We start from the raw sequence: 12,869 nt of genomic DNA on the forward strand, positions 1-12,869 counted from the left end.
TAAACGAGCGACCGCGACGGACGCAGTGATTACGAAGCGGCCTCGTGAACGCCAATTTCCGAGCTGCGACCGTATATAAACGTCAGCGGCGCGATCTAGTTGCCGGTCCAGCGCAGTATCGCCAGCGTCCCCTCGTATAAGACGATCATCGTGAGCGTCACGATGATGGGCGCCATCCCGGTCGGGTCGGGGCTGAACAGGAACGCGATCCCGAGGAACGCGCCCCAGAAGATCAGCCGCTTCGCCTCCAGCCACTGCCGGGTGACGAGGTTCATCATGATCGCGAGCATGATGAAAAGCGGGATCTGGAAGACGATCGCCATGAACGCGAGCATGATGACGATGAGGTTGAACGTCTCCGCGAGCCCGAAGGCGATGGTCGCGGCGTCGGAGGTGTAGGTGGTGAAATACGAGAAGATCGCGGGCAACACGAGGAAGTGGGCGAACGCGATGCCGATCCCGCCGAGGACCAGACTGGTGGGAACCGCCGCGAGGTAGTAGCGGCGCTCGTTCTCGTACAGGCCGGGCTTCATGAACCGGTACGTCTCGTAGACGAAGGCGGGCAGCCCGACGACGACGCCCGCGAGCCCGGCGACCTTCAGCCGCGTGAGCGGGAGTTCGAGGGGGCCGTACAGCCGCGGCCGGTTCTCCAGCGGCGCGGGGATGTGGTAGCTCCAGAAGTAGTTTATCAGCTCCGTCGACTCGGTCACCACGACGAGCGTCGCGAGCCCGCCGACGAGGAAGACGACGGCGAGCCGTCGCATCATCTCCTCGATGTGGGCCGCGAGCGGCATCTCCTCGTCCGATTCCGGCGCCTTCAATCCCTCGAAGGAATCGTCGGCGGCCCCGTCGTCCGCGATCGTCGCGTCCTCGACCGAACCGGCGGCCGCCGCGTCCTCGGCCGTCGCGGGCGTCCCGCCGTCGCCGAGGCTCTCGGTCGGCGCGTCGTCAGCCTCGTCCTCGTCGACGGAATCAGCCTCGTCCTCGTCGACGGAATCAGCCTCGTCCTCGTCGACGGAATCAGTCGTATCGCTGGTCGCTTCGTCGTCAGAAGTGTCGCCGTCCTCACCGCCAGAAGCGTCGCCGTCCTCACCGCCAGAAGCGTCGCCGTCCTCACCGCCAGAAGCGTCGCCGTCCTCACCGCCAGAAGCGTCGCCGTCCTCACCGCCAGAAGCGTCGCCGCCATCGTCGTCAGAAACGCCGTCGATCTCGGGCGTGACCGCCTGGGAGGCCTCGGATTCGACGGAGTCGCTTCCGTCGTCTGGAGCCGCGTCGGTACCGTCGCCGTCGCTGACGGCGTCGTCGGCGACCGAGTCGTCCTCGGGGGCCGATGGCTCGTCGCGCGACCGGTCCGAGTCGTCCATTCACTTCACCTACGCAACCGGGTGATTATAGGCCTTTTCGGATGGAGCCGGAGCGAACCGGGGGCCGCAGCCCGCGGAGCGGGTCGAAAAGGTTGATAACGGCGACGGACTTCCACTCCCGTATGGCGAGTGCCCTCGACGAGGATACCCAGCAGTCGCTCGCAGAGGGACGCGAGTCGGCGAAGGCGTTCCTCCGGTCGATTCAGAAGGACCTCCAGAAGGTGTTCGTCGTCTTCCTGCTCGGCTTCCTCGCGACGTTCTGGGCGCTCCGCGTGTACGTCTGGGAGTTCCTGTATAACGTCACCAAATCGAACATGTCCCCCGCGGTCGCCGCCGAGGCCGACGTCATCGCGACCACCCCGTTCGAGGTGATCCTCCTGCAGGCGAAGATCGGGCTGATCGTCGGCGCGATCACCGCGATTCCGCCGCTCATCTACGTCTCCCGCGACGAGCTCCGCGCGCGCGGTGCGTGGCCGCATTCAGCGGTCCCGCGCTGGAAGCTCGCCGGGGTCGGCCTCCTCGGCGTGGGCCTGTTCAGTGTCGGCGTCGCCTACGGGATCTACGCGTTCTTCCCGATCATGTTCTCCTTCCTGGCCGGCTTCGGGCTCGAGGCCGGGATCCAGCCCACGTACTCGATCGTGATGTGGACGGAGTTCATCGTCTTCCTCTCGCTGTCGTTCGGGCTCGCTGGTCAGATGCCGCTCCTGATCACCGGCCTCTCGTACTCCGGGATCGTCCAGTACGAGACGTTCCGCGACAAGTGGCGCTACGCGGTCGTCGCCATCTTCGTCTTCGGCGCGGTGTTCTCGCCGCCGGACCCGTTCACGCAGCTGATGTGGGCGTTCCCGCTGATCGCCCTGTACGGCTTCAGCCTCTACCTCGCGAAGCTCGTCGTGACGGCCCAGCGGAGCTCCGACCGCATCGACGTGCGCGGCGCGGTCCGAAACCACTGGAACGTCGTCGGCGGCGCGGCCGTCCTCGGCGGCGGGCTCGCGTACGCCTTCTACGAGTACGGCGTCTGGACCGCGTTCAACGATCTCCTCCGAACGGCCGGCAGCGACTGGCGGTTCCTCGAACCGGGTGCGGGACTCGGCGTCGACCCCACCACCGCCGCCGGCGTGTACGCCGCCGTGTGGGCGTTCGTGTTCGTCCTCGTCGCGACGCTGTGGGCCGTCTACGCCGACCTCGACACGACGAGCGCGGGGCACCAGTACGGCGACCCCACCGCGATCGACGTGAGCGAGCTCGACGAGGCCGGCGTCCGGGCCGCCCCCGCCGCCGCCTTCGCGGAGATGGACGAAGCGGAGTCGCTCGCGCTCGCGCAGGCCGCGCTCGACGACGACGACCCGCAGAAGGCGCAGGCGATCCTCGACCGCTTCGACGAGGTGTCCGGAGGCGAGGAGACGGACGCCGGAAGCGACGATGGGGGAGCGGGCGACGCGAGCGGCGCCGGCGGATCGGGCGGGTCCGGCGGTCAAGACGGGCTGGTCGGAACGATGCAGGACCGCACCTCCCGCGCGAGTTCGACGTTCCTCTCCGAGCTCACCGACGGCGAGGAGGAGGAGGCCGAAGACGACATCGGCGGCTACTACACGGACCTCAAGTTCATCTTCGACTCGCTGCGGTCGCGGTCGTTCCGGCTCGTCGCCGTCTTCGGTAGCGTGATGGCGGCCGCGTTCACGTGGCTGTATCTCGGCGGGCTGGCGACGGTGCGCAACGACCTCGAACAGCGCGTTCCGGCGGAGATAGAGGGCGGGATCAACATCATCACGCTCCACCCGGTCGAGGCGCTTATCTTCATGGTGAAGTTCTCGATCCTGCTCGGGCTCGTCGCCGTGTTTCCGGTCGCGCTCTACTACGCGTGGCCGGCCCTGCGCGAGCGCGGCTTCGTCGCCGGACGGATCTGGAAGGTCTACCTCTGGGCGGGCGCGCTGCTCGGCGGGCTGCTCGGCGGCTTCGCGCTCGGGTACGCCTACATCGCGCCGGGGCTCATCGGCTGGCTCGTGACGGACGCGCGGCTCGCAGACATGATCATCACCTACCAGGTGAGCGACTTCCTCTGGCTCGTGGTGTACACGACGATCGGGATCGGCTTCCTCGCCGACATCCCGATCCTCATGCTCCTCCTGAACAACGCCGGCGTCCCGTACGACGTGTTCCGGAACCGCTGGCGCGAGGTCACGGTCGGGATCATGCTGTTCGCGGCGGTGTTCACCCCGGCGGACGTGATCACGATGTTCCTCGCGACGCTCCCGCTGATGGCGGCGTACGGCGTCGGCGTCGGCCTCCTGTTCCTCGTCACGTTCGGCGGGCGTCGGAACCTCTCGCCGCCCTCGAGAGTCGTCGAGCGCTGACCGGCGCACCCCGGAGGGACACACTCATTGATCGCTCGCCCCTGACGACGCCGCCGCTGCGCGTGAGCGCACCGAGACCGACGAGGCGTGAGAACACCGAGACCGACGAGTATTCCCGCGCGCGCCCGCAAGAACGGAACGAAATGAGCAAGGACTACATCGAGGTCCGCGGCGCCGAGGAACACAACCTCAAGGACCTCGACGTCCGGATCCCGCGCGAGGAGTTCACCGTCGTCACCGGGCTCTCCGGGTCGGGGAAGTCGTCGCTCGCGTTCGACACCGTCTACGCGGAGGGGCAGCGTCGGTACATCGAGTCGCTGTCGGCGTACGCCCGCAACTTCCTCGGACAGATGGATAAACCCCAGGTAGAGGCCGTCGAAGGGCTCTCGCCCGCGATCTCCATCGACCAGAAGAACGCCGCGAACAACCCCCGTTCGACCGTGGGAACCGTCACCGAACTGCACGACTACCTCCGGCTGTTGTACGCTCGGATCGGCACCCAGTACGACCCCGTCACCGGCGAGGAAGTCGGCGAGCAGTCCGCACAAGACATGGTGAAACAGATCCTCGAGCTCCCCGAGGGGACCCGCGCGAAGGTCGCCGCGCCGGTCGTCCGCGACCAGAAGGGCGCGTTCGAAGAGCTGTTCGAGGAACTCGCGAGCGACGGGTACGCCCGCGTCGAGGTCGACGGCGAGCCGGTCGACCTGACGCTCGACGACCCGGAGCTCGACCAGAACTACGACCACACGATCGACGTGATCGTCGACCGCGTGACCGTCTCGCCCGACGCCCGATCGCGGATCACCGACTCCGTCGAGACCGCCCTGGAGGAGGCCGGCGGCGCGCTCAAGCTGATCGTCCCCGACCCGCCCGAGGACGTTCCCTTCGCCTCCAACACCCGCTCGACCGGGTCGCTCGCGGCGGACGCCGACGGCGACGACCGGCTGGTCGTCGAGTTCTCCGAGGAGCTCGGCAACCCCAACTCCGACTTCCAGTTCTCCGAGATCGAGACGCGCTCGTTCTCCTTCAACAGCCCGTACGGCGCCTGCCCCGAGTGCGAGGGGATCGGCTCCACCAAGGAGGTCGACGAGGGGCTCGTGATCGAGGACCCCTCGAGGCCCCTGAAACACGTCTTCGAGCCGTGGAGCTACGACCGCACCTACTACTCCCGCCAGCTCGACAACGTCGCCGAGCACTTCGGCGTCTCGCTGGAGACGCCGTTCGAGGAGCTGGACGAGTCGATCCGTCGGCAGTTCCTCTACGGCACCGACGACCTGGTCCACTTCGAGTGGACCACGAAGAACGGCACCCGCGAGAAGACGGAGCGCTTCGAGGGCGTCATCCCCAACCTGGAGCGCCGCCACGTCGAGACCGACTCCTCGCGCGCTCGAGACCACATCGAGGAGTTCATGGCCGTGACGACGTGCCCGGACTGCGAGGGCACCCGCCTGAAGGAGCAGTCGCGACACGTCCTCGTCGACGGCACGCCGATCACCGAGGTGAACCGGATGTCGATCGCCGACGCCCGCGCGCACTTCGAGGGGATGGAGGAGCGGCTCGGCGAGCGCGAGACCACCATCGCGACGGAGATTTTAAAAGAGATCCGCGCGCGGCTCGGCTTCATGGAGGAGGTCGGCTTAGAGTACCTCACGCTCGACCGCGAGGCGTCGACGCTCTCCGGCGGCGAGAGCCAGCGCATCCGGCTCGCGACGCAAGTCGGCTCCGGGCTCGTCGGCGTGCTCTACGTCTTAGACGAGCCGTCGATCGGCCTCCACCAGCGCGACAACGACCGCCTGCTCGACACGCTCACCGGGCTGCGGGACCTCGGGAACACCCTCGTCGTCGTCGAGCACGACGAGGAGACGATGCGCCGCGCCGACGAGATCATCGACATGGGACCCGGCCCCGGCAAGCGCGGCGGTGAGGTGGTCGCGCAGGGCGACTTCGACGACATCGTCGCGGCCGACGAGTCGGTCACCGCCGACTACCTCTCGGGACGGAAGGAGATCCCGGTCCCCGAGAAGCGCCGCGAACCGGACGGCGAGCTGACGGTGCGCGGCGCCCGCCAGCACAACCTCAAGGACCTCGACGTGTCGATCCCGCTCGGCACGCTGACGACCGTCACCGGCGTCTCCGGCTCCGGGAAGTCGACGCTGGTTCACGACGTTCTTTATAAGGGCCTCGCCCGCGAGATGAACGACAACACCTCGGTCGATCCCGGCGACCACGACGCGATCGAGGGGATCGAGGGGATCGAGACGGTGCGGCTCATCGACCAGTCGCCCATCGGCCGGACGCCTCGCTCGAACCCGGCGACGTACACCGACGTGTTCGACTACGTCCGCGAGCTGTTCGCGGAGACCAAGCTCGCGAAGCGTCGCGGCTACGAGAAGGGCCGCTTCTCGTTCAACGTGAAGGGCGGGCGCTGCGAGGAGTGCGGCGGCCAGGGGACCGTCAAGATCGAGATGAACTTCCTCTCGGACGTGTACGTCCCCTGCGAGCAGTGCGGCGGGGCGCGGTACAACGACGAGACGCTCGACGTCACGTACAAGGGCGCGACCATCTCGGACGTGCTCGACATGAGCGTCGACGAGGCGTACGACTTCTTCGAGAGCCACCAGGGGCTCCAGCGTCGCCTGAAGCTCCTGAAGGACGTCGGGCTCGGCTACATGGAGCTCGGTCAGCCCTCCACCACGCTCTCCGGCGGCGAGGCCCAGCGCGTGAAGCTCGCCGAGGAGCTCGGCAAGAAGGCGACGGGCGACACCCTCTATCTGCTCGACGAGCCGACGACGGGGCTCCACAAGGAGGACGAGCGCAAGCTGATCGACGTGCTCCACCGCCTCGTCGACGGGGGCAACACGGTGGTCGTCATCGAGCACGAGCTCGACCTCGTGAAGAACGCCGACCGCATCGTCGACCTCGGTCCCGAGGGCGGCGAGGGCGGCGGCGAGCTCGTCGCCAGCGGGACCCCGGAGGCGGTGGCCCGCGAGGAGGCGTCCCACACCGGGCGGTACCTGCGCGACCTGCTCCCCGACGTCGACATCGCGGGCCCGCGCGACGACCGCCGGAAGCCCGCGGCGGCGGACGACGACTGAGCGGGAGCGCGGAACGGAGCCCGCACGCGGCGGCCGACGGGCGAACGGACGCCGACCGCCCAGAGGCTCCCGGTACCGTTTTGTGTGATTCCTGTCCCTTTCGTACATGAGCAGCCAGACGTCGGATCCGCAGGCGACGATCGCCATGTCGCCGCGGCCCGGAGAGCGGTTCACCTCGCTGCCGGAGCGGGAGTGGCGCGACGCCTTCTTCGCGCTCACGACCGACGTCAGGGCCGCGGTCGCGACCGACATGAGCCGGGCGGAGCTGGAGGCGTTCCTCGACCGCCTCGACCCCGACGAGATCACCGACGTGCTCGGCTACGTCGACGAGTCGACCCGCGAGACCCTGCTCGACACGCTCGATTCCGCTCGCCGGGAAAAGGTCGATTTCCTGCTGTCGTTCGACCCCGAGAGCGCGGCCGGCGTGATGAATCTGGACTACGTCACCGTGGACGCCGATCGGTCGTTCGAGGCGGTGACGGAACGTGTCCGACGCTTCGAGGAGCGGACCGGGCGGACGCCGACGATTTTCGTCACCGAAAACGACGTCCTCCTCGGCGAGCTGCCCGGTGCGGCGCTCTCGACCGCCGATCCGGAGACGGACGCGATCACCGACTACGTGCGGGAGACGCCCTCGGTCCGGTACGACCGCGACGACGAGGAGGTGTTGGCGGTGTTCCGTCGGAACAGCGAGCGGACCGTCGCGGTGCTCGACGAGGACGACGACGTCCTCGGCGTGATCTACGCGAGCGACCTCCTGGGGCTGATCGGCGAGGCCACCGGCGAGCGGCTGTACGAGTTCACGGGCGTCGCCGAGGAGGAGAGCGTCCTCGACGGCCCCGCCGTGAAGATCCGCCGGCGCTACAGGTGGCTCGTCCTCAACCTCGGGACCGCGTTCGTGGCCGCGGCGGTGGTCGGCCTGTTCGAGTCGACGATCGCCGCCGTCGCGATCCTCGCCGCCTACATGCCGGTGGTCGCCGGGATGGGCGGAAACGCGGGCACGCAGTCGATGGCGGTCACCGTCCGCGGCATCTCGCTCGGACAGGTGTCGCTGGCGACCGGCAAGCGCGTCATCGCGAACGAGGCCGTCGCCGGGGCGGTGAACGGTCTCATCACCGGCGCGCTCGTGGCGGTCATCGCGACCGCGTTCTCGTACGGCGAGTTCGGGGTCCTGCTCGGCGCCGTCATCGGCGTCTCAATGGTCGCGAACCTCGTCATCGCGGGGTTCTTCGGCGCGCTCATGCCTCTGACGCTCGACAGGCTCGGGATCGACCCGGCGACGTCGGCGACCATCTTCATCACCACGGCGACCGACGTGCTGGGGTTCCTCGTGTTCCTCGGACTGGCCCGAGCGGTGTTGATCTGAGCGGTCTCGGTGGAGCGCCCCGCCGCGGCCGATCGGGGGAACCCGGTCGGCGGGCCCCGCGACCCGCACCTTGATGCGGTGACGCGCCGTCGCTCCGACCGATGCACGAGATCACGACCGACGACGTGCCGGAGGCCCTCGGGCCGTACTCCCAGGGGATCGTCTCGGGCGACACGGTCCACGTCTCGGGGAAGACGGGCGTGGATCCCGACACCGGCGAGGCGCCCGAGTCCGTGGCGGAGCAGACGACGCAGACGCTCGCGAACGTGGCCGCGATGCTGGAGGCGGCCGGGACGACCCCGGACCGAATCGTGTCGGCGACCGTCTACCTCACCGACATGGACGACTACGACGCGGTGAACGAGGCGTACCGGTCGTTCCTCTCGGAGCCGTACCCGGCGCGGACCTGCGTCGAGGTGTCCCGACTGCCCGCGCCGCTCGACGTAGAGATCACGGTCACGGCGGAACTGGGCGACGACTGAGGTCGAGCGACCCGTCGGAGCGGGCCGCCTTCGCTCAGAACTTCTCCAGTAAGTCCCCGTAGAACTCGGTGTCGCGGTCGCCCGCGAGCTTCTCGACGATGAGCTCCGGCGTCGACCGCGCGAGGTGGCCCTTCTTCGGAGAGCGGTTCACCCGGAGTTCGCCGTCGACCAGTCCGGCCGCCTCGATCCCGTCGACGGCGACGTCGAAGTCGGCCGCGTCGCGGATCTCCCGGGCGAGGTGCGAGACGAAGACGGCGGTGGCGTCCTGCGCCGAGAGCGCCTCGAGGATGCCCGCGATGATCTTCGCGGAGGCGCCGGGCTCCGTGATCGACTCCAGCTCGTCGACGAGGACGAGCCGGCCGTCGGCGCCCTCGACGAGGTCGCCGAAGTCCCGCAGGGTCGCCTCGAACGCGCCCGCGTCGAGGGTGCCCTGCGACTTCGCGTAGTAGTGCACCTCCTCGAAGCGCTCGACCGTCGCCGACTCGGCGGGGACCGGCATCCCCATCTGCGCGAGCACGACGACGAGCGCGACGAGGTCGAGGGTAGAGGTCTTCCCGCCGGAGTTGACGCCGGAGAGGAGCGTCGCGCCCGACACGGCGTAGTCGATCGGCTCGGCGTCGGCGAAGTCGACGTCGAGGAGCGGGGAGCGGCCGCCCTCGATGCGGAAGCCCGGATCGGACGATTCGGGCCCGACAACCTCGGGCACGACGCACTCGAAGTCGCGGGCGAACCGGGCGATCGCGAGCGCCACGTCGAGCTCGAGTGCGTCCCGGACGAGCGCCTCCACCGGTTCGCGGAGGTCGCCGAAGTCGCTCGCGAGCTCGGCCTTCAGCCGCGCGGCGCGCCGGTCCCGCGCGGCGGCCAGCTCGGTGCGGAGCCGGGAGACGGCGGTCTCGTCGTGGTCGACCGGAAACGAGGGGTCGTCGCCGAAGACGCGGTCGGCGAGCTCCGCCTCCTCCGGCTCCAGGCGGAGCGCGTCGGCGAGGTGCTCGCGGGCGCGGGCCATCGCCTCGTCGTACTCGTCGGCGAGCTCCCGGTCCAGAAGCGAGTCGACGCGGGCGCCCTGCTCGACCAGCGAGAGGAAGTCGGTCCCCTCGATGGTCACGTCGCGCTCGCGGATCGCCTCCCTCAGACGGTCGTCGGCGATCGACTCAGCGGTCGACACCGCGGCGTCGAGGTCGTCGACGGCGGCGGTCAGCCGCGCCAGCTCCTCGTCGCCGACGATCGTCCCGTCGTCGTCGAGCCGCGCGAGGGCGTCGCGGAGGCGGTCGGGGTCGGCCGCGGGATCGCCGCCGGCGACGGGGTCGCCCGCCGCCTCGGCCGCCTCGTGGACCGCCGCGGCCGCCTCCAGCCGCTCGCGGTTCGCGGCGAAGAAGGCGAGCAGCCGCTCGGGCACGGTCTCCGCGGGCGCACCGAGCGCGTCCGGGCGAACGTGGACGTCGCCCTCGACGTCGAGTCCGGCGAACTCCTCGTCGAGGACGATCACGGTCGCGTACGACCGGGCGAGCTCGGAGACGTCGCGGGCGTCCTCGACGGTCTCGACGGAGAGCTCCGGGACGGCCGACTCCGCGCGAGCGAGGGTCTCGGCGTCGGCGGTCGCGAGACAGCGGTCGCGCACCCGGACCGTCGGCGGGTCGGTCAGGGGCTCGACGCCGGCGAGCGCCTCGCGGACCGCGGGGTCCGGGTCGCGCTCGATCGCCGACTCGACGAACGACTGCGCCTCCGCGATCCGCGAGGCGGAGGCGCTCGGATAGAAGGTCTCCAGCCGCTTGGCGGCGTAGTCGGTGACGGTGCGCTCGCGCAGCAGGTCGATCGCGGAGCGGTACACCTCGCGGGCGCGGTCGGTCGCCAGCACCCGACCGTCGTCGCCGTGTCGCCGGCGGATCGCGCCGCGGGCGATGCGGGCCGCGCGGGCCTCGTTGACCCCGGGCGCGCGGGCGATCGCGGCGACGTCGCCGGACTCGACGGTCCCGGCCGGGTCGTCGAGCTCGCGCAGCGCGGCGGCCGTCTTCGCCCCGACGCCGGGAATCGCCTCCAGCTCCATCTACTCGCCGCTATCGCGGCAACGCGCAAAAGGATGGGGGTCAAGACCGAGCCGAGGCGCGTCCCCATCCGCCGCGCGCTCGCCGCGGCCGACGCGCTTTTTCCCGCCGCCCGCGAACGCGGGGCCATGAGCCACCACACCCTCGCCGCCGATCGGGACGCCCTCGACCCGGAGACGGCGGCGAAGGCGGCGACCGCCCGCGACGACCTCGCCGAGCGCGACGGCGTCCTCGTCGCCTTCTCGGGCGGCGTCGACTCCGCGGTCGTCGCCGCGCTCGCGCGCGACGCCCTCGGCGACGACGCGGTCGCGTGCACGGCGCGGAGCGAGACGCTGCCGGCCGCGGAGCTCGACGACGCGAAACGGGTCGCGGGCGAGATCGGGATCCGTCACGAGACCGTGACGTTCTCCGAGCTCGACGATCCGAACTTCGTCGCCAACGACGGCGACCGGTGTTACCACTGCCGGACCATGCGGCTCGGGCGGATGTACGAGACGGCCAAGGACCTGGGGATCGACACCGTCTGCGACGGGACGAACGCCGACGACCCCGGCGAGGGGCACCGCCCCGGCCTCCGTGCGGTCGAGGAGCTGGACGTGGTCTCGCCGCTTCTGGACGCCGGCATTTCGAAGGGGGAGGTGCGGGCGATCGCCGAGGCGTACGACCTCTCGGTCGCCGACAAGCCGTCGATGGCGTGTCTCTCCTCGCGGATCCCGACCGGACTCGAAGTGACGGAGGAGCGGCTGACCCGCGTGGAGAAGGCCGAGCGGGTGCTCCGCGAGTGGGGATTCGAGGGGTTTCGCGTTCGCGACCACGACGGGCTCGCGCGCGTCGAGATCGCCCCGGACGAGCTGGAGCGCGCGCTCGACCCGGCGTTCGCCGACGCCGTCCACGAGCACCTCTCCGACCTCGGATTCGACTACGTCACCCTCGACATGGCCGGCTACCGGACCGGGAGCGTGAGTCCGGGCGGTGACGAGGATGAGGACGGGGCGGGAGCCGACGGCGACCAGAGCGAGGACGGGGCGGGAGCCGACGGCGACGACCGCACCGCCAACGGCGTCGACCTCGGGCGACGCTATCCGCGCTGAGCGCCGGGGAGCGAGCGGTGGCCGTCTGGGGTCGCATCCCCCGTTATCACCCGTGAGAGCCCGACGCGAACGCTTATTAGCCCTGTTGGGAAATCGACAGCTATGGGCGAGGCACAGACGCTCGCGGTCATCGCCGGCGGCGTGGGCGGCTCAGTGGGCGCGTTCGTCGGCGTCGCGGTCGGCGGGAGCGCGCTCACCGCGACGCTGACGACGCTCGTCGTCGCGCTGCTGGTCGGCGGGGCGGTCGTCGCGAGCGCGGTGATCGCCGGCGACGTGGAGTTCTTCGCGAGCGCCGACGGCGAATAGGAGGATCGCGGCGTTTCGGGCGCTTCTTTATAAGTAGTTGATCGGATGGCGGCGAGAGATTCCTCCAAAGCCCCAGCCGCTCGCTTATAAATCGTTACTTGTGGATCGACGGTGAACACCTCCAAAGCCCCAGCCGCGAGGGGCTCGCGGCCTACCGGCCGCTCGCCAGTCGAGGGCTCCCTTCGGTCGCCCTCGCTACTCGCGCGGCTTGTTGAGCTCCTCACTCGGTCGCTGTCGCTCCCTCGCTGCGGTGCTTACTGCGCCGTGCTTCGCCCTCGCGGCTGCCCCTTTGAGTCCCACCCCCACCGCAACTGCAGCCTCACGCCTCCCCAGCCTCGCGGCTCACGGCTCGCGGCTTCGCCGCTCGCGTTCGCCGCGTCCCTCGCGCGCGCTCCTCGCGGTCGCCGAGGGCGACCGCTCGGAAGCACGCGGGGCGAGAGCGAAGCTCTCGCTAGCAGCCGGCGCTACGCGCCGGCGACGCCACCGCAGATCGATTTATAAATGATGGCGCGATCGGGACCGCACTCGGGACCCTATTCCACGCGCTCACGGGCCGCGGCGATCAGCATCGGCAGCATCACGGTCGCGTCGCCGTAGACGGAAGCGTTACGCGCGTCCTTCTCCAGTTTCCCCCACGACCGAGCCTCCTCGAGGGTCGCGCCGGAGAGCCCGCCGGTCGCCTCCGGGTCCATCGTGATCTGGACCGCGTAGTCGTACGCCCGCGGCGTGACGAGCATCGTCTGGAGCGTGAAGTTCTTCGGGACGCCGC

General features: G+C 69.8%; 9 protein-coding genes. 6 read left to right on the forward strand and 3 right to left on the reverse strand.

The annotated features are described in order from the left end of the window. Positions 1-95: 95 nt before the first annotated feature. Positions 96-1,364, reverse strand: a complete 1,269-nt coding sequence (locus R6U01_RS08095) for a twin-arginine translocase subunit TatC (protein WP_410285953.1) — start codon at positions 1,362-1,364, stop codon at positions 96-98. A gap of 122 nt (positions 1,365-1,486) precedes the next feature. On the opposite strand from R6U01_RS08095, the gene R6U01_RS08100 reads away from it, so the two are divergent. The 4 genes from R6U01_RS08100 to R6U01_RS08115 all read left to right on the forward strand — a co-directional run bounded on the left by R6U01_RS08100 (position 1,487) and on the right by R6U01_RS08115 (position 8,661). Continuing rightward, positions 1,487-3,718: a twin-arginine translocase subunit TatC gene (locus R6U01_RS08100; RefSeq protein WP_410285954.1), complete on the forward strand. Its 2,232-nt coding sequence runs from the start codon at positions 1,487-1,489 to the stop codon at positions 3,716-3,718. 143 nt (positions 3,719-3,861) lie between these two features. Further along, positions 3,862-6,813: an excinuclease ABC subunit UvrA gene (uvrA, locus tag R6U01_RS08105; protein ID WP_410285955.1), complete on the forward strand. Its 2,952-nt coding sequence runs from the start codon at positions 3,862-3,864 to the stop codon at positions 6,811-6,813. A gap of 106 nt (positions 6,814-6,919) precedes the next feature. After that, complete coding sequence (locus tag R6U01_RS08110; RefSeq protein WP_410285956.1) at positions 6,920-8,179, forward strand: magnesium transporter; 1,260 nt, start codon at positions 6,920-6,922, stop codon at positions 8,177-8,179. 101 nt (positions 8,180-8,280) lie between these two features. After that, positions 8,281-8,661: a RidA family protein gene (locus tag R6U01_RS08115; protein ID WP_410285957.1), complete on the forward strand. Its 381-nt coding sequence runs from the start codon at positions 8,281-8,283 to the stop codon at positions 8,659-8,661. Between the two features lie 34 nt (positions 8,662-8,695). Here R6U01_RS08115 and R6U01_RS08120 read toward each other — a convergent pair whose 3' ends face one another. Beyond that, positions 8,696-10,705, reverse strand: coding sequence for a MutS-related protein (locus R6U01_RS08120; RefSeq protein ID WP_410285958.1), 2,010 nt, complete (start codon positions 10,703-10,705; stop codon positions 8,696-8,698). A 126-nt stretch (positions 10,706-10,831) separates the two neighbouring features. Here R6U01_RS08120 and larE point away from each other — a divergent pair, with 126 nt between their 5' ends. Together larE and R6U01_RS08130 are read left to right on the forward strand one after the other, a co-directional pair. Then, positions 10,832-11,794 (forward strand): ATP-dependent sacrificial sulfur transferase LarE, encoded by a 963-nt coding sequence (gene larE / locus R6U01_RS08125; RefSeq protein WP_410285959.1) that lies wholly within the window; start codon positions 10,832-10,834, stop codon positions 11,792-11,794. Positions 11,795-11,896: 102 nt separating this feature from the next. Then, complete coding sequence (locus R6U01_RS08130) at positions 11,897-12,100, forward strand: hypothetical protein (RefSeq protein ID WP_410285960.1); 204 nt, start codon at positions 11,897-11,899, stop codon at positions 12,098-12,100. Positions 12,101-12,633: 533 nt separating this feature from the next. On the opposite strand, the gene R6U01_RS08135 is transcribed toward R6U01_RS08130, so the two are convergent. After that, positions 12,634-12,869, reverse strand: a 236-nt coding sequence (locus R6U01_RS08135; RefSeq protein ID WP_410285961.1) for a deoxyhypusine synthase family protein, incomplete at its 5' end; no start/stop codon positions are given.

Source organism: Halorubrum sp., assembly GCF_046498025.1.
Classification (GTDB): domain Archaea; phylum Halobacteriota; class Halobacteria; order Halobacteriales; family Haloferacaceae; genus Halorubrum.